Annotated in this window: 20 protein-coding genes; 17 read left to right on the forward strand and 3 right to left on the reverse strand. The window is 47.9% G+C overall.

Annotation, left to right across the window (positions count from 1 at the left end; translation table 11 throughout):
• A partial coding sequence (locus ACFQ95_RS24660) for a proton-conducting transporter membrane subunit (protein ID WP_422835396.1) occupies nucleotides 1-575 on the reverse strand: 575 nt, incomplete at its 3' end.
• A gap of 192 nt (nucleotides 576-767) precedes the next feature.
• Between ACFQ95_RS24660 and ACFQ95_RS24665 the strand changes: the two genes are divergently transcribed.
• A complete protein-coding gene (locus ACFQ95_RS24665; RefSeq protein WP_422835443.1) occupies nucleotides 768-1,775 on the forward strand; it encodes an NAD-dependent epimerase in 1,008 nt (335 codons plus the stop codon).
• Between the two features lie 108 nt (nucleotides 1,776-1,883).
• On the opposite strand, the gene ACFQ95_RS24670 is transcribed toward ACFQ95_RS24665, so the two are convergent.
• Nucleotides 1,884-2,339, reverse strand: coding sequence for a low molecular weight protein-tyrosine-phosphatase (locus ACFQ95_RS24670; protein WP_422835397.1), 456 nt, complete (start codon nucleotides 2,337-2,339; stop codon nucleotides 1,884-1,886).
• A 292-nt stretch (nucleotides 2,340-2,631) separates the two neighbouring features.
• Nucleotides 2,632-3,432, reverse strand: a complete 801-nt coding sequence (gene pepA / locus ACFQ95_RS24675; protein WP_422835399.1) for a flocculation-associated PEP-CTERM protein PepA — start codon at nucleotides 3,430-3,432, stop codon at nucleotides 2,632-2,634.
• Nucleotides 3,433-3,910: 478 nt separating this feature from the next.
• Here pepA and ACFQ95_RS24680 point away from each other — a divergent pair, with 478 nt between their 5' ends.
• The 16 genes from ACFQ95_RS24680 (at nucleotide 3,911) to ACFQ95_RS24755 (ending at nucleotide 23,488) form a co-directional block, all read left to right on the forward strand.
• Nucleotides 3,911-4,783 carry a ThiF family adenylyltransferase gene (locus ACFQ95_RS24680; RefSeq protein ID WP_422835401.1) on the forward strand — a complete coding sequence of 291 codons (873 nt, stop codon included), beginning with the start codon at nucleotides 3,911-3,913 and terminating at the stop codon, nucleotides 4,781-4,783.
• Between the two features lie 216 nt (nucleotides 4,784-4,999).
• Nucleotides 5,000-5,584, forward strand: coding sequence for an XrtA/PEP-CTERM system exopolysaccharide export protein (locus ACFQ95_RS24685; protein ID WP_422835445.1), 585 nt, complete (start codon nucleotides 5,000-5,002; stop codon nucleotides 5,582-5,584).
• A gap of 70 nt (nucleotides 5,585-5,654) precedes the next feature.
• Nucleotides 5,655-7,247, forward strand: coding sequence for an XrtA system polysaccharide chain length determinant (locus tag ACFQ95_RS24690; protein WP_422835402.1), 1,593 nt, complete (start codon nucleotides 5,655-5,657; stop codon nucleotides 7,245-7,247).
• Complete coding sequence (locus ACFQ95_RS24695) at nucleotides 7,244-8,176, forward strand: XrtA-associated tyrosine autokinase (protein WP_422835404.1); 933 nt, start codon at nucleotides 7,244-7,246, stop codon at nucleotides 8,174-8,176. Before ACFQ95_RS24690 ends, ACFQ95_RS24695 begins: the two co-directional genes overlap by 4 nt.
• Before the next feature lie 64 nt (nucleotides 8,177-8,240).
• Nucleotides 8,241-9,764: a TIGR03016 family PEP-CTERM system-associated outer membrane protein gene (locus ACFQ95_RS24700; RefSeq protein WP_422835406.1), complete on the forward strand. Its 1,524-nt coding sequence runs from the start codon at nucleotides 8,241-8,243 to the stop codon at nucleotides 9,762-9,764.
• A gap of 3 nt (nucleotides 9,765-9,767) precedes the next feature.
• Nucleotides 9,768-10,868 (forward strand): XrtA/PEP-CTERM system-associated ATPase, encoded by a 1,101-nt coding sequence (locus ACFQ95_RS24705; protein WP_422835408.1) that lies wholly within the window; start codon nucleotides 9,768-9,770, stop codon nucleotides 10,866-10,868.
• The gene (gene wecB / locus ACFQ95_RS24710) at nucleotides 10,861-12,033 is read left to right on the forward strand and encodes a non-hydrolyzing UDP-N-acetylglucosamine 2-epimerase (RefSeq protein WP_422835410.1); all 1,173 of its coding nucleotides are present in this window, start codon (nucleotides 10,861-10,863) and stop codon (nucleotides 12,031-12,033) included. The genes ACFQ95_RS24705 and wecB overlap by 8 nt, the downstream gene beginning before the upstream one ends.
• Before the next feature lie 18 nt (nucleotides 12,034-12,051).
• Nucleotides 12,052-12,882 carry an XrtA system polysaccharide deacetylase gene (locus tag ACFQ95_RS24715; protein WP_422835412.1) on the forward strand — a complete coding sequence of 277 codons (831 nt, stop codon included), beginning with the start codon at nucleotides 12,052-12,054 and terminating at the stop codon, nucleotides 12,880-12,882.
• A 12-nt stretch (nucleotides 12,883-12,894) separates the two neighbouring features.
• A complete protein-coding gene (locus ACFQ95_RS24720) occupies nucleotides 12,895-13,941 on the forward strand; it encodes a FemAB family XrtA/PEP-CTERM system-associated protein (RefSeq protein WP_422835413.1) in 1,047 nt (348 codons plus the stop codon).
• A gap of 3 nt (nucleotides 13,942-13,944) precedes the next feature.
• Nucleotides 13,945-15,174 (forward strand): TIGR03087 family PEP-CTERM/XrtA system glycosyltransferase, encoded by a 1,230-nt coding sequence (locus ACFQ95_RS24725; protein ID WP_422835415.1) that lies wholly within the window; start codon nucleotides 13,945-13,947, stop codon nucleotides 15,172-15,174.
• Entirely contained in the window at nucleotides 15,174-16,775 is a 1,602-nt protein-coding gene (xrtA, locus tag ACFQ95_RS24730; protein ID WP_422835416.1) for an exosortase A, read from the forward strand. The genes ACFQ95_RS24725 and xrtA overlap by 1 nt, the downstream gene beginning before the upstream one ends.
• Nucleotides 16,776-16,787: 12 nt before the next feature.
• Nucleotides 16,788-18,068: a nucleotide sugar dehydrogenase gene (locus ACFQ95_RS24735; protein ID WP_422835418.1), complete on the forward strand. Its 1,281-nt coding sequence runs from the start codon at nucleotides 16,788-16,790 to the stop codon at nucleotides 18,066-18,068.
• Nucleotides 18,056-19,219, forward strand: a complete 1,164-nt coding sequence (locus ACFQ95_RS24740) for a TIGR03088 family PEP-CTERM/XrtA system glycosyltransferase (protein ID WP_422835420.1) — start codon at nucleotides 18,056-18,058, stop codon at nucleotides 19,217-19,219. The genes ACFQ95_RS24735 and ACFQ95_RS24740 overlap by 13 nt, the downstream gene beginning before the upstream one ends.
• Nucleotides 19,220-19,245: 26 nt before the next feature.
• Nucleotides 19,246-21,180: an XrtA/PEP-CTERM system amidotransferase gene (locus ACFQ95_RS24745; RefSeq protein WP_422835421.1), complete on the forward strand. Its 1,935-nt coding sequence runs from the start codon at nucleotides 19,246-19,248 to the stop codon at nucleotides 21,178-21,180.
• A complete protein-coding gene (locus ACFQ95_RS24750; protein WP_422835423.1) occupies nucleotides 21,177-22,397 on the forward strand; it encodes a TIGR04063 family PEP-CTERM/XrtA system glycosyltransferase in 1,221 nt (406 codons plus the stop codon). The genes ACFQ95_RS24745 and ACFQ95_RS24750 overlap by 4 nt, the downstream gene beginning before the upstream one ends.
• Complete coding sequence (locus ACFQ95_RS24755) at nucleotides 22,394-23,488, forward strand: glycosyltransferase family 4 protein (protein WP_422835425.1); 1,095 nt, start codon at nucleotides 22,394-22,396, stop codon at nucleotides 23,486-23,488. Before ACFQ95_RS24750 ends, ACFQ95_RS24755 begins: the two co-directional genes overlap by 4 nt.
• Nucleotide 23,489: the final 1 nt, after the last annotated feature.

The raw sequence follows: 23,489 nt of genomic DNA on the forward strand, positions 1-23,489 counted from the left end.
TCATCCAATGCATAGCTGCCCACGATGTGCCCAAGGATCAACACCCCGGCCAGCAGGCAAAGCCCGCCAGCGCCGGTGACGGTGAGCGCCATGCGTGCGCCTCGGCGGGCGTCACGGCGGTGGTGCCAGTAGCCGATCAGCAAGAAAGAAAAAAGGCTGGTCAGCTCCCAAAACATCGCCATCTGGATGATGTTGCCCGACAGCACCACGCCGGCCATAGCCCCCATGAACGCCAGAAAGAACGCAAAGAAGCGCGGCACCGGATCGTCCGCCGACATGTAGTAGCGCGCGTACAGCACCACCAAACTGCCGATGCCAAGCACCAACATGCAAAACATCCAGGCAAAACCGTCCATGCGGATGGAGAGATTCAATCCCAGCAAAGGCAGCCACGTGTACTGCTCCTGCAGCACGCCGCCGTTGGCGATTTCCGGAAAATAAAGGGCGGCTTGGATGGTGCAACCTAGCGCGATCAGACCCGCTAAGGCCGATTCACCGGTGCGGGCGTTGGCAGGCAGCAGCGCCGCGATAAGGCTGCCCAGAAATGGCAAAAGGATGAGCGAGATGAGGGGCATGCCTGACCTATTCTATAGAGAGCCTTTCCGATCACTGGGCCTTGTCCCCACGAGCTTTGGGTTGCATGCCGCGTCGTGCTTCGACATTTCCCGCGGGCAAGTTGCATCGCGCTACTTTCGGGCATGTGTTTTGGGATTCCCACGCTAAGATCGAAGGCAGTTCACATACATCTGCAGTTAAAAGGTTGGTTCATGAAGATTCTGGTCACTGGCGCAGCGGGTTTTATCGGGAGTACCGCGAGTTTGAAGTTGCTCGCCCGTGGCGACGAAGTTGTCGGTTTGGACAATTTGAACGACTACTACGACGTTAATCTGAAGAAGGATCGGTTGAAACGTCTGCAAGACAAGCAGAATTTTCGTTTTGTGCAGTTGGACATAGCAGACCGCCCGGGAATGGAGGCGTTGTTTGCGGCAGAAAAGTTTGACCGCGTCATCCACCTGGCCGCACAAGCCGGTGTGCGGTATTCGCTGAAGAATCCACATGCTTATATCGACAGCAATATTGTGGGCTTCACCAATATTCTTGAAGGTTGCCGTCACTCCCAGGTCCAGCACCTGGTCTACGCCTCCAGCTCCAGCGTTTATGGGGGCAACACCAAAATGCCGTTTTCAGAGCATGACAGCGTGGACCATCCCGTCAGCTTGTACGCGGCGACCAAAAAGGCCAATGAACTCATGGCGCACACATACAGCCATTTGTATGGCCTGCCCACCACGGGTCTGCGCTTCTTCACGGTCTATGGTCCGTGGGGGCGCCCAGACATGGCCTTGTTCCTGTTCACCAAGGCCATTCTCGAAGGGCGCGCCATCGACGTTTTCAACTACGGCAAGATGCAGCGCGATTTCACGTATGTCGATGACATCGTGGAAGGTGTGATCCGTGTGCTAGACCGCACGGCAGAAATCAATCCGGCTTATGACGCCAGGTCAGCCGATCCCGCCACCAGCAATGCGCCGTATCGTGTTTTCAACATCGGCAACAACAATCCCGTGCCTCTGCTGGATTTTGTCGGCTGCATCGAAGATGCATTGGACAAGAAGGCAGAGAAAAACCTGCTGCCGCTGCAGGATGGCGACGTGCCGGAAACCTATGCCAACACGGATGCGCTGCAGGAATGGGTCGGCTTTGTGCCTGCAACCCCTGTGCAGACGGGCATTGCAAACTTCGTGGCCTGGTACCGGGATTACTACAAGGTTTGACGAGGTCAGTGCCTCAGGCCTTCTGCGTTCGCGATGAGCGACGCAGTATGTGACACTCGTTAGCGTTCAGGCCAACTCGTTCAGGCCAACTCGTTCAGGCCAACTCGTTCAGGCCAACTGTAAGAGCCAGTGATCGGCTCCTGCCTCGCATAGGTCCAGAACGCGTTCGAACCCTGCTAGGTTGCCATAGTACGGATCTGCAACTTCGTCCGTACCAAGGCTTTTGGCTGACGCCAGAAACAATTTGAGTTTGTGCTGGTGTTGGCTGGGACAAAGCTTTTGCAGTGTGTCGAGGTGCGTCCTATCCATGGCCAGGATCAGGTCAAATCGCTCGAAGTCTTTCGGGTCGATCTTGCGCGAGCGGCCTTTCTTGATCTTGTAGCCACGCTTTTCCAACACGGTTTTGGCGCGGCTGTCGGGCTGAGCCAAGCCCTTGGCGGCATGGGTGCCGGCGGAATCAAAGTGAAGACGCAGCCCTCTTTGTTGCGCTTTGTGATTTGCCACGATCTCTGCCATGGGTGATCGGCAAATATTGGCCGTACAGACAATCAAGATGTTTCTCATGCGCTACGGGACACTCCAAACCGCGATAGATCGGGCAAGGGGGACGGATCGCCGATCAATCCCCTGCATTTTAGATAAGCGCGTGTGGCCATGAGGCCGGTGCGAGGGGTATAGCGCGTGGTGAGATCAGGGCTACGAGCTCAGTACCGCACTGGCTGTGTTGCCCGATATGGATGGGGAAGAGTTTTTTCCAAGGGCAGAAATAAAAAAACGGAATGCTCTTAAGCATTCCGTTTCTTTACCAAGGAGTCTTTAAAGTTTTTAGCTTAAAGACTTTTGAGATACCGCCAAATTACTTGGCAGTATTCTTGCGGCGGCGGCTGATGCCGATACCGGCCAGTGCCAAGCCGACCAGAGCCAACGAACCTGGTTCTGGAACAGTGTTGGTGAACTCAGCGCTCAACTGGCCTGTCACGTTGGAGTATTGGCCGGGAAGAGCCTTCAGTCCATCGTCCACGTCGCCGTTGACATTCACCGTTGCATAGAACGGATCAGGATCAATGAAGAACAATTTGCCTGCGGCGGTCAGCGTCGTTTCATCGAACAAGAACTTGAACGAAGAGCTTTCCGAACCAACACCGGTGGCAAGGCCGTATGACATGACATTGCTGCTGGCCAATTCCGTCACGGTCCAGCCAGGTGCACCGACATTGACGATGTTGGCAGAGGCCGTGGGATTGCCAGAAATGTCGAAGCCAAGATTGGGGGATCCGAGTACGCCGCCCGTCAACGCATAAAGCGTGAACGTGCCGGATGTGCCAGTAAAGACACCGCCTGCGCCGACAGTGCCGGCACCAGTGAATACTGCGTACAGTTGATAGGTAGCATTCACTGCAGCTTCACCTGCAACAAAGCTATACGCCGTACCGCTGGCATTGGTAAAGGCCGTGAAGTTTGCAATTGCCGCAGCGGTGAAAGTGCCGGTGTTGGTCACGGTCACATTTTCTTGATACGTACCGGTCATTTGCTTGACGTCTTGGACCGTATAGCCGAAGACGCCCAAACTTGCTTCGTTAACAGTAACAAGAGCGGCGGAAGAGACCGTGCTCGCGAGCGCCAGAGCTGACGCTATCGCAAAAGACTTGAAATTCATGGTGAGACTCCTTGGTAAAAGAAGAGAGTTGTCGGGGGCGAAAGATATCGCTTCCGTTAGAGCAGAAGCATGTAGTGTGCCAATCCAAAAAAGTCACATAAATTCATGCACTTAGTTTTTTTTTTAACGGAGAGAAGATGCCTTTTGTAAAAATTCCCGACATCTCTTGATGCTTCTTCGATCTTGCTGCGTTGAGTTTTGAATTCATTGTGAGATGGTTTTTTCTTTGTATGCGGTTTTCGCTCGGGATGCTGCCCTCAACCAAGTGTCTGCATCACTGCTTCAGTGGTTTCACTGTGCAATGGCTCTCGCGTCTGAAGAAGCTTTAAGCAGGCATCTCTGACTTTGTCTATGAACAATATGCAGCAAGCGTGCTTTCAAAGAAGAATTTCCAGGAGCACACGAATCCGGAGGTGGATTTACCGTGGTTAATGTGCAAAATGGCTGGCTGTTGGAACTAACAATGATGGAGCCGTAAATGCCAGCGTCTTTCGCTTTTGATTATGGTCGTGCCTTCTCTCGAAATATCGGCTGGTTGACCGTGGCGGAGCAAGAAAAATTGCGCGGCGCACGCGTTGCCATTGCTGGACTGGGAGGTGTTGGTGGTGCGCATTTGTTGACCTTAGCTCGCCTAGGCATCGGCAATTTCCATATCTCCGATTTCGACGATTTCGACGTGCATAACCTAAATCGGCAGGCAGGTGCGTTCATGCCCTTCATGGGGCAGCCAAAGCTGGATACGGTGGCCAAGCTGGCGCGAGACATCAACCCCGAACTGCAGATTCAGGCTTTTCCAAAGGGCGTGCAGCCCGATAACGTTGACGAATTCCTCAAAGATATCGACGTTTACGTCGACGGGCTAGACTTCTTTGCGCTCCCAGCCAGGCGCATGGTTTTTGCCAAGTGTCGCGACAAGGGCATCCCTGCATTGACGGCAGCCCCGCTTGGCATGGGAACCGCCTTCCTGTATTTCAAACCCGATGGCATGAGTTTTGAAGAGTACTTTAAGGTGGAGGGGTATGAGCAGAACGAGCAGTACGCGCGGTTCATTGCGGGCCTTTCTCCTGCCATGCTCAATCGAGACTATCTCGTGGCGCCAGAAGCCGTCAATTTTGCGGAACGGCGCGGCCCGTCAACCGTCATGGCTTGCGACATGTGCGCGGGCGTGATGGGCACCTCGGTACTGAAGGTTCTGCTGGGCCGAGGCAACATCAAAGCGGCCCCTTGGGGGATGCACTTTGATGCCTACCATCAAAAACTGAAGTTCACCTGGCGACCGTTCGGTAACGCCAATCCTCTTCAGCAGCTCCTGCTCAAATTTATCCGACCCGTACTGCAAGGGGGGCGCTGAGCTGGTTGATGACGGTTCTGTTCGACCGCCTGCCTGGTGGAAGTGGCGCGTCGACGTGATGGCGAAGCGATGTGTGACTTTTTTTGCAAGTTGGTCAAGTAATGTCGGCTATATTTGCCACCGACTTGAAGACCTTGGTATTTTGATTTAAAGAGAGGAATTATCTTGAGGAAGAACATTGGTGGCTTTTCTAATAAAGCTAAATTATTTTGCTTGCTGGTATCCTCTTTAGTATTTACAGGTTGCTCGACCTTCTCGGATAAATATCCTGAAGCGCCAGCGCTGGCTGCTAGCCCTGATTATAATTATATAATCGGTCCGGGTGATTCTCTGAATATCATTGTTTGGCGCAACCCTGAGCTATCCATGTCTGTCCCGGTAAGACCGGATGGAAAATTATCGACGCCCCTAGTCGATGAATTAAATGTGCAAGGAAAAACGTCGGTTGAAGTGGCTCGCGAAGTCGAAAATATATTGGCCAAATATGTTCGCGATCCTGTTGTTACGGTCATCGTGACCAGTTTCGTTGGGCCATACAGCGAGCAAATTCGAGTCGTGGGAGAGGCCGCGAAACCACAGATTCTTCCATATAAACAAAAAATGACAGTCTTGGATGTCATGATTGCTGTCGGAGGGTTGACCGATTTTGCAGATGGCAATGCAGCATCTATCTTGCGGACTTCAGAGGGGGGTAAGCGTTACTCTGTACGATTAAAAGATCTAGTCAAGCGTGGCGATGTTTCTGGAAATGCTGAAATGAAACCTGGGGATATATTGATAATTCCACAAGGTTGGTTTTGAGTGATCTAAATATCCAAGGTAAAGCTACTAAATATGAAAAAGATTTTCAAAAATATTACTGCAATAATCCATGGATGAGTTAATTAACCAAATATTAACCTTTGCTAAAGGTGCGTGGAAGCATCGTTGGCTAGGGCTTCTGGTAGCTTGGGTTGTTGGGGTAATAGGTGCCGCTGTAGTCGTTCGTGTTCCTGATAAATATGAAGCTTCAGCGCGTATCTATGTTGATACACAATCAATTTTGAAGCCTTTGATGTCGGGCTTGGCGGTACAGCCAAATGTTGATCAACAAATTGGTATGCTGAGTCGAACCTTGATTACTCGTCCTAATGTCGAGAAATTAATTCGAATGGCTGATCTTGATTTAAGTGGGAGCCAAAGTAAGTCAACCCAAGAAGGCTTGATTGATAGCCTAATGGGGACACTGAAAATTGGAACCACTGGGCGAGATAATTTATATGTTTTGTCTTTTCAGGACCCCAGTCCCGAAAAGGCAAAAAAAGTAGTTCAATCTTTGGTCTCCATATTTGTTGAGTCAAGTTTAGGCGATAGCCGAAAAGATACGGATGCAGCGAAGAAGTTTATCGGTGAACAAATTAAGATTTACGAAGCAAAACTTGAAGCCGCTGAATCAAGATTGAAAGAGTTCAAGTTAAAAAATATTGATTCTCAAACTGAAAATGGCCCAGACATGGCTGGTCGGCTAGGCGAAATAAACGCACAGTATGAGCGGGCAAAGCTTGAACTTCGTGAAGCTGAAAACGCTAGAGATGCCGCGCGACAACAGTTGGATATTGAAAAATCTCAGTCTGCAAATCTGGCTTCAAGAAGCTTGATGCAAGAGTCCGCTCAAAATAATGCGACACCCGAGATTGATAGTCGTATTGATGCACAAAAGAGAAATCTAGATGCTTTACTTCAAAGGTATACCGATCAACACCCTGATGTCGTCGGCGCGCGCAGACTAATTAAGGATCTAGAAGACCAAAAGAAAAAGGAACTGCAAGAACTTCGAAAAATTGCTGTAAGCAACTCGGGAACAGTAACGGGTACCAGCAGCCTTGCGGCCCAAGAGCTGAGTCGGGTGATGGCTTCATCCGAAGTACAAGTCGCAGCTTTGCGTGCGAGAGTCGCGGAATACGGTTCCCGGTACCAAAAAGCATTGGCATCAATGAAGAATGCGCCTCAAATTGAAGCTGAGTATGCTCAACTAAATAGAGATTACGCAATCAATAAGAAGAACTATGAAGATCTGGTCTCTCGACGTGAGTCGGCTACGTTGTCTGGTGATCTGGAATCAGCGGCCGGTGTTGCAGATTTTCGCTTGATTGATCCACCAAGAGTTTCACCCAAACCAGTTGCTCCGAATCGGATGCTGTTATTGCTTCTGGTACTTGCTATCGCGATTGGCGCTGGCGGCTTTACGGCATTTGCTGCAAGCCAGTTACGGCCTGTGTTCCACGATGCGCGATCATTGCAAAACGTGGTTGATCTTCCTTTATTAGGAATTGTGACTTTGGTCGTCAGTGATGCGGTCCGTCAAAAAGAACGCTCTGATTTGAGACGTTTTTTTGTTGCACTAGGTGGATTAATTATCTGTTTTGTCCTTGGCATCATGGCTTTGGCATTTTTCTCGGGACGTGTCGGAGGTAGTTTGATATGAGTAGCTTGATTGAGCAGGCAGCGCGACGGTTGGAGCAACTGAAGCGAGCGGGGGTCACCATATCGAACGAAGCGAATGATTTATTAGACTCACAACGTGAGTTAAACGAGACAAGGCAAGCCGCTGAAAGTTCTCTAAGAAAAATTGAGGAAACAGAGGAAAAATCGGCATCAAAAACTGTATCTAAGCGTGTCGAATTGAATTTAGATATGCTTGTTTCTGCTGGTTTTGTTAGCCCTAACTCGCCACGATCTCAGATATCTGATCAATATCGAGTGATCAAGCGTCCGTTGATTACCAACGCGATGGGGAAAGGACCCTCTACCATTGAAAATGGTAATTTGATCATGGTAACAAGCGCGCTGGCTGGTGAAGGCAAGAGTTTCACCGCGCTAAATCTTGCCATGAGCATCGCAACTGAATTGGATAACACCGTCATGTTGGTCGATGCAGATGTTGCTAGACCATCTGTCCTTCGAATGTTGGGGCTTCCCGCAAGTCCAGGATTATTGGATTTGTTGGTTGGAGATGTTTCCGACATGTCTGAGGTACTTCTCCGTACTAATATTGACAAATTAACTTTATTGCCGAGTGGAACACCTCACTTGAGAGCCACCGAATTGCTTGCAAGTGATGCAATGTCACAGTTAATTCGTAATATAGCGAACCGCTATTCGGATCGAATTATTATTTTTGACTCACCACCCCTGCTACTAACTACCGAATCAAGAGTACTTGCCTCACATATGGGGCAGATTGTCATGGTCGTTCATGCCCAAAAGACTCTGCAGGCGGATGTTCAGCATGCGCTCGCATCAATCGAAAACTGTCCTGTGAAAATGATGGTTCTTAATCAAGTTCGTAGCTCGTCGCAAGGAGGTTATGGTTATGGTTATGGTTACGGTTATGAGCAACCACAAGCCGCGTAGTTAGCTACTTTAAATATAAGTAAAAATTGACATATTGTATGCAACCTGTATCGATTTCTGAAAAATGCTACGTAAAATTATTACTGCCGTCACATTAATCGGTGCGGGTTCTACAAGTCAATTGGTTTTTGCACAAAATAATGCCTCTAGTGGTGGTGCTTCGTATATTTTTGAGCCAAGTGTCTCGATTAATGGGACATATTCAAATAATATTGATTTAAGTCAAAGGGATCCTAAATCAGACTTGGTGACAGATATTTCTCCTGGCTTTCGTTGGTCAAGCAACCATGGGCGAGTTAAAGGGGATGTTGATTACTCTCTTCATCAGCTGCTTTACGCAAAGAATTCCGGGAAAAATGAACTACAAAATGCATTAAATGCCAAAGGAGTCGCTGAATTAATCGACAATTGGGCGTTCATTGATGTAAATGGTTCGATATCGCAACAATATATTTCTGCTTTTGGTACGCCCTCTCTCGGAAATTCTAATATTAATAATAATAAGACTGAAGTTTCATCATTTGAATTTTCACCTTATGTAAGAGGTGAGTTTTCTAGCTTCGCCTCTTATGAGGGGCGATATACGGAGTCATTGATTAAAAATAAATCTTCACTTGCATCAGATATATCTTCGAGTGAAGGCCTTTTTAGATTGGCAAGTAGAGAATTATTTAATAGACTGAGATGGGGCATTGACGTCACTAGGAGTGTTGTTGACTACGATCCAGGTAGAAAAACTACGGCAGACGTATTTCGCGGTAACTTGCAGTATCCATTAGGTAGTCAAATTATCCTCACTGCTATTGCGGGAAGAGAATCTGATAATTACATCACTATTGAACAAGACTCGCGAAATTTCTCAGGTGGTGGTGTGACTTGGACTCCCTCCATAACGACGAAATTATCTGCGAGTACTGAAAATCACTCGTATGGTAGAACTCACAACCTAACTTTCGAGCATCGTACACCTAGAACAGGATGGTATTTTTCAGATAATAAGAATATATCAAAAACACCTGTTAATCAAGGCAACACAAGTTTGGGTTCAATCTATGATTTATTTTTCTCACAATTTTCATCTATTGAGCCTGACCCAGTCAGAAGATCAAGGTTAGTTAACTCATTTTTGTCAAATAATGGGATTGATCCCACTACTCAAATTCTCGGTGGTTATTCGACCTCAGGATTGAATATGTTGAGGAGTCAGTCTTTAACCTTTGCCCTGCTAGGGGTGCGCGACACAATTACATTTTCAGCTGTTCGAACAGAAAGCCAAAGATTGAGTGAAGGCTCAGATATTTTTGGGGAATTTTCGAATTCACAGCGTACAAATCAAAGTGGTATTACCTTGGGGTACGCGCACAAACTCAGTCCTGTTTCAGTCCTAAATGCGTCGTTAAGCCAGCAAACGTCTTCTGGTGACAACAGTTTTTTATCAACAAAACTGCGATCTTTTGGTTTGAATTATTCAACTCGCCTCAGTAATAACGTCACTTCGAACTTGGGAATCCGGAGAACAGTTTCTTCCGGAGATGCAACCTCATATGAAGAATCTGCTATTACTGGCGGTCTTAACATTAGATTCTAATAAATGTACGAAGAATTTTATGGATTAAAGGCAAAGCCATTTCAGCTTAATCCTGATCCAACTTATTATTTTGCGAGCAAACAGCATCGACGCGCTAAGGCATATCTTGAATATGGACTTCTTAGAAATGAGGGTTTTATTGTTATCACCGGAGAAATTGGTGCCGGAAAAACAACAATAGTCAGGGGGCTGTTGGAAAGTCTAGATGCAGATAAGGTAGTGGCGGGAAACTTAGTCAGTACCCATTTAGATGCAGAAGACACCTTGAGAATGGTCGGAGCCGCATTTGGCGTGCACACTAAAGGTATCTCGAAAGCTGATTTATTGCTGGCACTTGAGGCTTTCCTGGTGACACAAGCAAGTCAAGGAAAAAGATGCCTACTGATTGTAGATGAGGCGCAAAATCTAACGGTGAAAGCCGTAGAAGAGTTGCGAATGCTCTCTAATTTTCAATACGGGAATCAAGCTCTTCTACAAAGTTTTTTAGTAGGACAACCAGAATTCCGAGAAATATTGCAAAATCCACAAATGCAGCAGTTACGTCAACGCGTTATTGCCGCATGCCATATTGGTCCGATGGATGGGGATGAAACTCAAGGATATATAGAGCATCGGTTAAAGTGCGCAGGGAGTGTTGATAAACCAATATTTAATACAGGAACCTTCGAGGCTGTCTATGATGCGAGTGGCGGTATTCCGCGCAGAATCAATGCGCTATGTGATCGATTGCTCTTGCTTGGTTTTTTGGAAAACAAAATAACGTTAAATTCAGAAGATGTTAAAGAGGTTTCACTTGAAATTCAGCATGAGGCTGGACGGGCGGTGTCTTCGATAGACGAGTCGGTATCTGATCCGAGTAATACGCATTATGCTCAAAGCGTTAATTTGACGGGTTTAAGCTCCGCTGATTTGAATATTTCGCAGGCGCTATTGAAGACAATTCAAAATCAAATGATCGATGGTAGCGCGACCGGGATTGCAACTGGATTGCATGCTCTTGAATTAAGACTTCAAAATTTGGAGCTTCGTACCCATGAAGTACTTATGGCACTTCGTGAATTCACCGCTGCAGTAAATAGAAACTCAGGGAAAATCAGTGAATAATTCTGATAGCTATTTGAATCAAGAAATCAAGCCAATTATTTGCGTGGTCGGTGCAAGGCCAAATTTTATGAAAATGGCGCCAATTTTGAGGGCATTTTCTAATATTGCTACCGAATGGCCTGTTTTACTTGTTCATACGGGTCAACATTACGATTCCGCAATGAGTGACCAACTATTTGAGGATCTGCATCTACCTGTACCAGATATTAACTTGGAGGTGGGTAGTGCCTCTCATGCAGTTCAAACTGCAGAAGTTATGAAACGATTCGAGCCGGTGTTAGATCAACATCATCCCTCGTGTGTCGTTGTTGTTGGTGACGTTAACTCCACTTTGGCCTGCGCCTTGGTTGCAAATAAAAAAGGTATACCCGTCGCGCACGTGGAGGCGGGATTAAGAAGCAATGACAGGGCTATGCCAGAGGAAATTAATCGAATTTTGACCGATCAATTGTCGATGCGGTTGTATACCACGGAGCGTAGTGCAGCTGCAAATCTGAATCGTGAGGGTGTTTCAGATCAGAATATCAAATTCGTCGGCAATGTGATGATTGACTCGCTTCGTGAAAATATTAAATATGCGAAGCCTTATCTCAGCACAGTTCAGGCTCATGAGCCCGCTGCCGTCAAAATATTCCGGGAGGGAAAGGAATATGGATTGGTTACGTTGCACCGTCCCTCCAATGTCGACGATCCCGAAATATTAAAAACTCTATTGACAACTTTGGGGAAAGTCGCATCTCAGATACCATTGATTTTTGCTTTGCATCCAAGAACAAAAAACAATATTGAGAAATTTAAATTGTTATCACTCATTGATCCTGGCAATACCGTCTTGCTACCGCCACAAGGCTACGTCGAGATGTTGGGCCTAATGAAAGATGCCGCTGTTGTGCTAACTGACTCGGGTGGGATCCAAGAGGAAACTACTGCATTAGGCGTACCATGTCTTACCTTGAGAGAGAATACCGAGCGCCCTATTACCATCGATGAAGGTACTAATATCTTGGTCGGCAGTGACTCCGATCTTCTTCTTTATGAAATCAATAATATTTTGAACGGAAGTGGCAAGAAGGGTAGAGTTCCTGAGTTATGGGATGGAAACGCTGCCATTAGAATTGTTGAAGATTTACGCTCTCATTTTTTCAATAAAAGTGCAACTTTTTAGTTAAGAGATTTATCAGTGATGAAAAATGCCTTCACTGTAGACGTTGAGGATTATTTCCAAGTGTCCGCATTTTCTCCCTATATAGATAGGAAAAATTGGGAGCACATGGAATGCCGAGTTGAAGAAAATATTGATTTGATTTTAAAAATGTTGTCCGACCATGGTGTCAAGGCTACATTTTTTACGCTTGGATGGATTGCTGAACGTTACCCAAATCTAATCAATAACATCGTAAGAAATGGTCATGAATTAGCTAGCCACGGATATGCTCATGAGCGGGCCAGCAGTCAGACTGAAAAAGAGTTTCGCACAGATGTCAGTTTGGCAAAAAAAATCCTGGAGGACTTATCGGGCACAAGCGTGATTGGATATCGCGCGCCAAGTTTTTCTATCAATGAAAATAATGCGTGGGCGTTTGATGTTTTGGAGGACGTAGGATATCGTTATAGTTCGAGTGTTTATCCAATAAAGCACGATCACTATGGTATGCCGAATAGCCCTCGATTTTGTTATCCCGTTAAAGAAAAGTTACTGGAGATTCCAGTAACTACTTTTCGCCTTTTTAATCGAAATTTCCCGTCTGCAGGTGGCGGTTATTTTAGGTTGCTTCCCTATCAACTGTCCAAATGGATGTTGCATAAGGTTAATAATGCTGATACACAGCCTGCAATTTTCTATTTTCACCCTTGGGAAATTGATATTCATCAACCTCGTATAGCTGGTGTTGATGCTAAATCTCAATTTCGCCATTATGTGAATATAGAGAAAATGGAAAAGAAACTACGTCTGCTTTTAACGGATTTCAAATGGGGGAGAATGGATGAAATTTTCCTCCACAAAGTGACGTAAGGCGTGTCGAATATGCACGAAAAAATAGAGATAAAGCAACTGGCTATTGGCGATTTAAGCAAAAAAAATAAATGGGATCAATTCGTTTTTGCATTTTCCGATAGTACTTTTTTCCATAGAGCCGGATGGCAAGATGTTATCTCTGGCGTATTCGGGCATAAAACAGTTTATTTATATGCTGAGCGGGATGACGAAATCGTCGGAGTGCTGCCGCTTGTCTGTGTGAGCAGTCGATTATTTGGTAAATCGCTTGCTAGCCTACCTTTTGGCGTATATGGTGGAATTGCCTCTAGTGTTCCAGATGCAAGTTCGTTACTTGAAAAATCGGCGAAATCTTGGGCGCAGATGTTAAAAGTCGATTATTTGGAGTTCCGCAATATACAGCCTCGTAATAAAGATTGGCCGACTCAGGATTTGTACGTGACTTTTCGAAAGACGCTTCTCCCGGACGAAGAGCAAAATATGCTTGCCATTCCTAGAAAACAGAGAGCAATGGTTCGAAAAGGCATTAAAAATGAATTGTCCGGAGAGATCGATTCCGGCGTGGAGCGTTTCTTTTCTTTATATGCAAATAATGTTTTACGGCACGGTACTCCTGCGATGCCGAAAAGATATTTTCAGGCATTAAAAAAGGAGTTTGGTGCGGACTGTGAAATTCTAACTGTTGTAGATAAAAATAACATTGCGCTAAGCAGTGTAATGAGTTTTTATTTTAAAAATGAAGTTTTACCCTATTACGCTGGGGATGATGAATCTGCAAGACATCTGGCTGCTAATGATTTCAAATATTGGGAATTGATGAGGCGAGCGTGTCAACGTGGTATAGAGATATTTGATTATGGGCGGAGTAAAAAAGATACAGGTTCATATTCATTTAAGAAAAACTGGGGTTTTTCTCCAAGTCAGTTGCATTATGAATACGATTTGTACAATATTTCGAGCATACCGCAAAACAACCCTAATAATAAGAAGTATAAATTAATGATTGAAATTTGGAAAAGGTTGCCGATCAAGGTTGCAAATTTTATTGGTCCCCATATTGTCAAAAATCTTGGGTAAATTTTGGCAAATATCCTATATCTTGTGCATCGCTTGCCTTATCCCCCCAATAAAGGGGATAAAGTACGTTCGTTTAACTTGCTAAAGCATCTGCTCCTGTCGCATCGAGTCTTTTTGGGCACATTTCTTGATGATCCTGAAGATGAGAACTATGTTCAAACGTTAAAAGATTTATGCGTTGAGGCTCATGTTGTTGAATTAAATAAGGCTCGGGCAAAAATGCGGGCAGCTATTGCTTTGCTTTCTAATGACTCACTGTCGGTTAGTTATTACGATAGCAAATCAATGGCAAAGTGGGTGAATAAAATATATTCTGAGGAGAAAATAGATTGCACTATTGTTTTTTCATCGGTAATGGCACAGTTTGTGCCTGAAGATAAATATTCGAATGCATTAGTCGATTTTGTGGATGTCGATTCTGCTAAGTGGCTTCAGTATGCTAAAAGTCGTCGCTGGCCTATGTCTTGGATTTTTCAGCGGGAAAGTGAATGTTTATTGAAATTTGAGGAGTCAGTTTCCGAGAAGGCTAAGCAAACATTTCTCGTTACTCAAGATGAAGTTGATTTATATCGTAAATTAGCACCCGCATCCTCCAGTCGCGTCAGTGCGATGATGAATGGTGTAGATGACGTTTATTTTTCACCTTTAAAAAGTAGGCATTCTCCATATGAGAATTCAGATGAGAAAAAAGATTTAGAGATTCCCCTTGTATTTACTGGGGCGATGGATTATTGGCCAAACATTGATGCCGCACAATGGTTTGTGGGGTCCATTTTGCCAGCATTGTTGAATATTAATCGGAATTTTAAATTCTATATAGTGGGAAGAAATCCAACCCCCGCAGTATTAGGCTTGATGTCTAAGTCTGTCGTCGTGACTGGTACCGTTTCTGACGTGCGTCCTTATCTGCAACACGCCGCAATTGTTGTTGCCCCGTTGCGACTGGCACGCGGAATCCAAAATAAGATTCTAGAGGCCATGGCTATGGCTAAGCCAGTTGTCGCCAGTGAGGCTTGTGTCAAAGTTATTGGCGCAAAGGAAGGGCTTGAGATTTTCTCCGCTGCAAATGAAACTGCTTTTGTCGAGAAGATATTGGCTTTATCCAAGGACCCCGATCAAGGCGCGCTTGTGGGGCGTGCTGCTCGGGATAAGGTGATTTCTGATTTTAGTTGGAAGGCTCACCTTGGCAAATTTGACGAGCACATTGCTAGCTGTGAAATTGAAAACACTTAATGAATAAAATTTTGTTAATTGTTGATTCTGATAAGAAGTCGTGGATAAAAGCAATTGGAATGCTTTTTATATTGCTGTTTGCTTTATTTTTTCTTTATCGTGGTACTGTTTTTTCCATGGTGGAAATCTGGAGAAGATCAGAAACGTTTACGCATTGTTTCTTAATTTTTCCGATCGTTTTATGGCTGATTTGGGGAAAAAAATCTGAGGTTTTGGAGCTTCTTCCGGAACCTAGTCTCTGGGCGCTTATTCCTATTCTTCTGTTTGGCATAATTTGGCTTTTAGGTAATATTACTTCGACTAATTCGATATCTCAGCTTTCCTTTGTTGGATTGCTTGTCAGTTGTGTCGTTCTAGTGCTTGGCTTTTCCGTTGCCAGAGTTATTGTTTTCCCTCTTGGCTTCCTCTTTTTCGCTGTTCCCATTGGGGAATTTTTGTTGCCAACTTTGATGGAGTGGACTGCGAGTTTTACTATATTAGCTTTACGATTGACCGGAATTCCAGTTTATAGAGATGGGTTGCAGTTTGTTATCCCCTCCGGGAATTGGTCGGTGGTCGAGGCATGCAGCGGTGTTCGTTATTTGATCGCATCACTGACTGTTGGAACACTTTTTGCTTATTTAAATTTTTCTTCTAATAGGAAGAGATTGGCTTTCGTGTTTGTTTCTATTGTTGTTTCCGTCGTGGCTAACTGGCTTCGCGCTTATATGATTGTGCTATTGGGGCATTTGTCTGGAAATACAATAGCGGTGGGTGTTGATCATATTATCTATGGATGGTTGTTTTTTGGCATTGTGATCATGTCAGTGTTTATAATAGGTATTCGTTGGGCTGAAGTTATTCCTAAGAGTCATGGAGCCACTCATCTTTTGAGGAATGATAAAGAAAAGTCGGTAAAAAATTCTTTTATTTTTATTGCGTTGATTGCCGGATTTGTATTTTTACTGATGCCGGTTTTTTATTCGGCGAGAGTGAATTCTGCTAAGTATTTCAATGAGATAAAAATAGCCTTGCCGGATTTTGGTAAAAGCAATTGGTCATTGCTTCTTGATGCTGAAGATGTTTGGAAACCTCTTTATCAAAAACCGGCATCGGAGATAAGCGGTATTTATAGGAAGACGAATGATAAAGTTGGACTATATGTTGGCTACTATAGAAATCAATATTCTGATAGTAAATTAATTAGTTCCGCCAACGTTTTGGTTGGCTCTCAGGACGCCCACTGGAATACCGTGTACCAGGGGGCTACTAAATTGAGACTTATTAATAGCTCGGTTGATATCAAATCCACAACGCTCAGGCATGTTAACGGTGTCTTGGGTGGAGGTGGGATGCAGATGGCTGTCTGGCAGTATTATTGGATTGGTGGACATGTCACCGATAACGATTACATCGCAAAAATTTATATGGGCCTTTCGAAACTTCTTGGGTATGGAGACGACGCTGCTGTTGTTGTACTTCACGTTATACGTGAACCAGGAGTCGATTCGGATGCAGTTATGACCAAATTTCTACAAGATAATTATTCGCAAATCGACGAATTACTGCACGCTGCGCGAGGTAGTAGCGCTGCTGCAGTCAATACCATTGGGAAAATGTAAAAGGGGCTTGAGATGACTGTTGTTGCTGTAATTGGTCTGGGTTATGTGGGGCTTCCGCTCGTCGTGGAGTTTGGGAAGCAAATACGGACTATAGGGTTCGATATTTCGCAATCTAAGGTGGATTCTTGTTTGAAGGGGGTAGATCCTTCACGAGAACTTTCTGATGATGCATTGTCTGCTGCAAAATATGCGGTCTATACCTCGGATCCCGCAATGCTTGCTGAGGCGGACATGATTGTGGTCGCAGTCCCTACGCCTGTTGACGAAGCTCGAATTCCGGATTTTAGGCCCCTTGTTGGTGCCAGCACGACAGTTGGTCGTTATATGAGGCCGGGCGTCACGGTGATTTACGAATCGACCGTTTATCCAGGTGCTACAGAAGAGGTTTGCATTCCAGTGTTGGAACGTGAATCTAAATTGAAATGGAAAAAGGATTTCCATATTGGTTACTCACCTGAACGCATCAATCCAGGGGATAAAGAGCATACCTTGGTCAAGATTTTGAAAGTGGTTTCTGGCGATACTCCTGAAACACTTGAGAAAGTCGCGGAACTTTATGAACGTATTATTATTCCCGGTGTTTATCGCGCGGCTTCGATAAAGACAGCAGAGGCAGCGAAGGTCATTGAGAATACTCAGCGGGACTTGAATATAGCTTTGATGAACGAATTGTCAATTATTTTTGACAAGATTGGCATTGATACTTCTGATGTGCTTGCTGCGGCGGGTACTAAATGGAATTTCCTTAAATTCAAGCCCGGTTTGGTTGGTGGGCATTGCATCGGTGTTGATCCATATTATTTGACTCATAAAGCAGAAATGCTGGGGTATCAGCCGCAGGTTATTTTGGCTGGACGCCGTATCAACGACAGTATGGGTAAGTTCATCGCCGAGCAAACAATCAAAAAGATGATTGCTGCTGGTAGTCCAATCAAAGGGGCAAAGGTCAATCTGTTGGGCTTAACCTTTAAGGAAAATTGCGGCGACTTAAGAAACTCAAAAGTTATTGACATCATCAATGAGTTGAAAAGTTATGGTGTGGAAGTTCACGTGACCGATGCGCAAGCGGAGGCTGACGAGGCATTGCATGAGTACGGTGTCGAGTTGAAGGCCTGGGCTGATTTGCCGCGTGCAGATGCCATCGTTGTTGCTGTTGCGCATAAAGAGTACGTTGATTTGCCTATCGATGCGTTTGCATCGAAAGTCATCGAAGGCGGCGCGTTCATCGATGTCAAGGCGGTTTACGATGAACAGGCCCTGCTTGCCGCTGGCTTTAGGTTGTGGCGTCTGTAGAAAGTTCACGGCCATTGGTAGCTCACGTGGTGTATCGTTTTGACACCGGTGGGCTCGAAAATGGGGTAGTCAATTTGATAAATCACATGCCTGTTGATGCCTATCAGCATGCTGTGATTTCGTTGACCGATATCACTGATTTCCGTCAACGTGTACGTGTAAGTGACGTCGAGTTCATCGCGTTAAATAAGCCCTCCGGTCACGGGTTTAATATTTACCCGGAGTTATTTCGTGTATTGAGAGTGTTGAAGCCGGCTATCGTCCATACTCGAAATCTGGCTTCGCTTGAGATGCAGATTCCGGCGTGGTTGGCGGGTTGCCGCGGCCGCCTGCATGGCGAGCACGGACGCGATGTCGAGGACCTTGACGGAAGCAGTGTGAAGTACCAGCGGCTTCGTCGCTTTTATCGACCATTTGTGCAACGCTACGTTGCGTTGTCCAGGGATCTTGCGGATTACCTTGTGGATAAAGTTCATGTTGATACACGCAGGGTTACGCAGATCTATAACGGTGTAGATACTTCGGTATTTTTTCGCAGTGATGCTCTTGGCACTGTTCCTGAGTGGCCTTTTTTGCGTTCCTCAACTTGGGTGGTGGGGGCGGTGGGACGAATGCAGACCGTCAAGGATCATTTGACGCTTGTGCGTGCTTTTATTCGAGTCCTGGAGCTTCAACCATCGTTGCGCCAGGACATGCGTCTTGTCATCATTGGAGATGGCCCTCTGAGAGCCGAGTGCCACAAGCTTCTCAGTGCCGCCGGTGTGTCAGAGTTGGCGTGGTTGCCGGGGGCTAAGAACGAAATTGCAGCGCTCATGCAATGCTTCGATTGTTTTGTGTTGCCTTCGTTGGCCGAAGGCATTTCAAACACAATCTTGGAAGCAATGGCAACGGGGCTACCGGTGGTGGCCACCAATGTAGGAGGAAACTCGGACTTGGTTTTAGACGGCGAGACCGGGTTACTTGTCGCGGCGTCAGATGTTGAAGCCATGGCAAACGGTTTGATGCGAATGTACCAAGACCGTGCTGCTGCAAAAAAAATGGGAATGGCGGGTCGGGCGCGTGTTGAACGAGATTTCAGTCTGCAAGCAATGGTCGGGAAGTATCAATCGCTTTATGACGAGATGATCCAGTCAAAATCTCCCGGTCTATAACCTCAATCTATTGGTAGCAAAGACATATGTGCGGAATCACTGGAATCTTCGACACACGCGGGGTGGGAGATGTTCCCCGGGCGACGTTGCATCGCATGAACGAGTCTCAACGACACCGGGGGCCAGTCGAGGGCGATCTGTATTTCGAGCCGGGCCTGGGCTTTGGGCATAGGCGCCTTTCGATCATCGATCTCGCCACTGGCCAGCAGCCGCTTTTCAACGAAGATGGTTCAGTCGTTGTTGTTTTTAACGGTGAGATATACAACTATCAGGATTTGATTCCTGAGTTGCAGGCGCTCGGGCATGTATTTCATACGCGCAGCGACACGGAGGTTATCGTGCATGCCTGGGAAGCATGGGGTGAGAACTGTGTGTCTCGCTTTCGTGGAATGTTCGCATTCGCCTTATGGGACCGTAATCAGCAGGTATTGTTTTTAGCGCGTGACCGCCTGGCCATTAAACCGCTCTACTATGCATTGCTGGATGACGGCTCATTCGTTTTTGGCTCTGAGCTCAAATCACTTCTGGCGCATGGTGGCCTGAAGCGGGATATGGATCCACTTGCTGTGGAGGAATACTTTGCGCTGGGATATGTGGCCGAGCCAAGGACTATCTTTCACCAGGCGCGCAAGTTGCCGCCGGCGCACACGCTGCTGGTTCGACGTGGACAACCTATTCCGGAGCCTAAGGCCTACTGGGATTTGCACTTTTCTTTGGACAACCCTATGGGGGTGGAAGATGCCAGTGCCGAGCTGCAACACCGTTTGCAGGAGTCCATCCGCCTGCGCATGATTGCCGAAGTGCCCTTGGGGGCCTTCCTGTCGGGTGGTGTGGACTCCAGCGCAGTTGTTGCGACCATGGCAGGACTGTCCAGCGGGCCGGTGAACACCTGCTCTATCGCGTTTGATGATCCTGCATTCAATGAGTCCGAGTTCGCAAAAATGGTGGCGGATAGGTATCAAACCAACCATCACGTGGAAACCGTACGCTCCGACGATTTCGATTTGATTGACACACTCGCCCGCCTTTACGACGAGCCTTACGCCGACAGCTCGGCGATTCCCACCTACCGCGTATGTGAGCTCGCGCGCAAACATGTGACCGTGGCGCTTTCGGGCGATGGTGGAGATGAAGGTTTTGGGGGTTATCGGCGTTACCGCATGCATTTGATGGAGGACCGCATGCGTTCGAGCATGCCCATTGGCTTGCGGCAGCCGCTGTTTCGTACGCTTGGGCGTTTGTATCCGAAAGCCGATTGGGCGCCACGTATGTTTCGCGCCAAGACGACATTTGAAGGCATGGCCAGAAGCTCGGTGGAAGCCTATTTCCATTCGGTGTCCATCATGCGTGGCCCCATGCGTGAACAGCTTTTCAGTGACCGGTTCAAAACCGAGCTTGCGGGCTACACGGCCCAAGAGGTTTTTGAGCATCACGCAGCCAAAGCGAATACCGACGATCCACTGGCTTTGATTCAATATCTGGACATCAAAACCTACTTGGTGGGTGACATCAATACCAAGGTTGATAGGGCCAGCATGGCGCACTCGCTCGAAGTGCGTGAGCCGTTGTTGGACCATGAGCTTCTGGAGTGGTTGGCGACACTGCCGTCGTCCATCAAGATCAAGGGGCAGGAGGGCAAATATTTGCTCAAGAAGGCAATGGAGCCACTGCTGCCAAATGACGTGCTCTATCGTCCCAAGATGGGCTTTTCTGTGCCTTTGGCGCGCTGGTTCCGTGGGCCCTTGCGGCAACGTGTGCGTGATGCCGTCTTAGGTCCGCGCTTGGCGGCCACAGGCTGGTTTAATAAACGCTATCTGGAGCATCTCGTGGAAGCACACGAGTCTGGCGCAAGTGACTACAGCGCTCCCATCTGGACGCTGCTGATGTTTGAGGCATTTTTGCGGAATGTGGCGGAGCCGACAGCTGCGTTGCATGATGTGGCCGAAGGGGCAGCTGCATGACCCGTGTTTTGCATGTGTTTGACCACTCGATTCCGCTGCACAGTGGCTATACGTTTCGGAGTCTGTCGATCTTGCGCGAGCAGCGCAAACGTGGCTGGGAGACATTTCATCTGACGACGCCCAAGCAGATCGACTGCACGGTTGCAGAAGAGTCGGTTGATGGCTGGCACTTTTACCGAACCCCAGCGTCCACATCTGTACTGAGTGGTTTGCCGGGCTTGGGTGAGTTTGCCTTAATGCAGCAGGTTGAGCGCCGCTTGGAAGAGGTTGCGAAAGTCGTTCGCCCCGACATCATCCATGCACATTCGCCGTTGTTGAACGGCATGCCGGCCTTGCGGGTTGGCAAACGGCTGGGCATTCCTGTCGTGTATGAGGTGCGCGCCTTTTGGGAGGATGCGGCGGTGGACCACGGGACAACGACCGAGGGGAGTCCACGTTACCGGTTCACCAAATTCCTGGAAACCAAAGTTCTGCGGCAGGCCCAGCACGTCTTCACCATTTGTGAAGGTCTGCGCGCGGACATCGTCTCGCGCGGCATTGCGGCCGAGAAAGTGACCGTGATCCCGAATGCGGTGGACATCGATTCATTTGAGCTTGGCGGGGCGCCAGATCCCGCGCTGCGTACAAAGCTGGGATTAGATGGTTGCGCCGTACTTGGTTTTATTGGCTCGTTTTATGCCTATGAAGGCCTGAACTTGCTGCTGCAGGCATTGCCGAGCATTGTGGCCAAGGTGCCCAACGTGCGGGTGTTGCTGGTCGGTGGTGGTCCGCAAGATGCTGCACTAAAGGCCCAGGCCGCAGCCATGGGCATTGCCGAAAAGGTGATCTTCACGGGCCGCGTGCCACATGCGGAAGTCAATCGCTACTACGACCTGGTGGACGTATTGGTCTACCCACGGCACTCCATGCGCTTGACCGAGCTGGTCACGCCTCTGAAGCCGCTGGAGGCGATGGCGCAGGGGCGTTTGTTGGTCGCGTCCGATGTCGGCGGGCACAAAGAGCTGATTCGACATGGCGAAACTGGCATGTTGTTTCGCGCAGGGAGCGCAGATTCCCTGGGATCGACCGTGGTTGAACTTTTGGCGCAGCCGCATACATGGCCAACTTTGCGTGTCAACGGCCGCCGCTTTGTGGAGCATGAGCGCAACTGGGCCAACAGTGTGGGGAATTACGTCGCACCTTATCGCGATGTGTTGCGTACTTCTGTCACGCAATGAATGAGCTGATTGGGCTGCGGGTGGGGCTGGTCGGGCCTCTGCCCCCTCCAGCGGGGGGCATGGCGAACCAAGCGCGGCAACTTGCCGAATTGCTCAATCCGGTTTGCCAAACCGTGGCCTTTGTGCAGACCAATGCACCGTATCCGGCGCGATGGATAGAGCGGCTACCGGTGGTGCGTGCGGGTTTTCGATTGTTGCCTTACCTGTGGAAACTGTGGCGCACGGCAGGTGAGGTTGACGTGCTGCACATCATGGCCAACTCGGGCTGGTCGTGGCATCTGTTTGCTGCGCCCGCCATCTGGATAGCGTGGCTGCGTCATGTCCCCGTGATTGTGAACTACCGGGGTGGCGAAGCTGCTGACTTCCTCCAGAAAGCCCAGCGCATTGTTCAGTGCTCCATGTCGCGTGTGGCGGTGTTGGCTGTGCCCTCGGGTTTTTTGCAAGCCGTGTTTGGGCGTTTTGGGATGTCTGCCACGGTGCTGCCGAACATCATCGACTTGACACGTTTCAGCCCGCGTGGCGGGCGTGACCCCATGTCCGCCCACGTGATCGTCGCCAGAAATCTAGAGCCGCTATACGACAACACTTCAGCGATTCGCGCTTTCCAACAAGTGCAACAGGTGCTGCCCCGTGCCCGCTTGACCATCGCCGGCAGCGGCCCTGAAGCTGAAGCGCTGCAGGCACTTGTGACGGCGTTGGGCTTGGAAAAATGCGTGACTTTCACGGGACGCCTGGACCGTGATGCCATGGCGCGATTGTTTCGCGACGCCGACGTCATGCTGAACCCAAGCCTGGCCGACAACATGCCAAACTCGGTTTTGGAGGCCATGGCCAGCGGTGTGCCTGTCGTCAGTACGAATGTGGGCGGTGTTCCCTACTTGGTAGAAGATGGCAAGACTGCATTGCTTGTTCCGCCGTCCGACCCGGCGGCGTTGGCATCTGCCAGCTTGCGCTTGCTGCAGGACGAGCAACTCTGGACTTGTTTACAGCAGGCCGGCCTGGCACAAGTGCAGCGGTATACCTGGGCCAATGTTGCGCCGGTGTTGGGCCGTCTTTACCGGCAAGCGCAGGGAAAAGCCAAAAAGAACTGAT

Source organism: Variovorax sp. HJSM1_2 (assembly GCF_049316285.1).
Classification (GTDB): Bacteria; Pseudomonadota; Gammaproteobacteria; order Burkholderiales; family Burkholderiaceae_C; genus Rhodoferax_B.

Bases quoted from the DNA above. Each gene is read 5' to 3' on its own strand.
- xrtA (WP_422835416.1), top strand. From the start codon at position 15,174: ATGAATAAAATTTTGTTAATTGTTGATTCTGATAAGAAGTCGTGGATA.
- ACFQ95_RS24700 (WP_422835406.1), top strand. From the start codon at position 8,241: ATGCTACGTAAAATTATTACTGCCGTCACATTAATCGGTGCGGGTTCT.
- ACFQ95_RS24680 (WP_422835401.1), top strand. From the start codon at position 3,911: ATGCCAGCGTCTTTCGCTTTTGATTATGGTCGTGCCTTCTCTCGAAAT.
- ACFQ95_RS24690 (WP_422835402.1), top strand. From the start codon at position 5,655: ATGGATGAGTTAATTAACCAAATATTAACCTTTGCTAAAGGTGCGTGG.
- ACFQ95_RS24705 (WP_422835408.1), top strand. From the start codon at position 9,768: ATGTACGAAGAATTTTATGGATTAAAGGCAAAGCCATTTCAGCTTAAT.
- ACFQ95_RS24665 (WP_422835443.1), top strand. From the start codon at position 768: ATGAAGATTCTGGTCACTGGCGCAGCGGGTTTTATCGGGAGTACCGCG.
- ACFQ95_RS24745 (WP_422835421.1), top strand. From the start codon at position 19,246: ATGTGCGGAATCACTGGAATCTTCGACACACGCGGGGTGGGAGATGTT.
- ACFQ95_RS24755 (WP_422835425.1), top strand. From the start codon at position 22,394: ATGAATGAGCTGATTGGGCTGCGGGTGGGGCTGGTCGGGCCTCTGCCC.
- ACFQ95_RS24670 (WP_422835397.1), bottom strand. From the start codon at position 2,339: ATGAGAAACATCTTGATTGTCTGTACGGCCAATATTTGCCGATCACCC.
- pepA (WP_422835399.1), bottom strand. From the start codon at position 3,432: ATGAATTTCAAGTCTTTTGCGATAGCGTCAGCTCTGGCGCTCGCGAGC.
- ACFQ95_RS24715 (WP_422835412.1), top strand. From the start codon at position 12,052: ATGAAAAATGCCTTCACTGTAGACGTTGAGGATTATTTCCAAGTGTCC.
- ACFQ95_RS24695 (WP_422835404.1), top strand. From the start codon at position 7,244: ATGAGTAGCTTGATTGAGCAGGCAGCGCGACGGTTGGAGCAACTGAAG.
- ACFQ95_RS24735 (WP_422835418.1), top strand. From the start codon at position 16,788: ATGACTGTTGTTGCTGTAATTGGTCTGGGTTATGTGGGGCTTCCGCTC.
- ACFQ95_RS24720 (WP_422835413.1), top strand. From the start codon at position 12,895: ATGCACGAAAAAATAGAGATAAAGCAACTGGCTATTGGCGATTTAAGC.
- ACFQ95_RS24750 (WP_422835423.1), top strand. From the start codon at position 21,177: ATGACCCGTGTTTTGCATGTGTTTGACCACTCGATTCCGCTGCACAGT.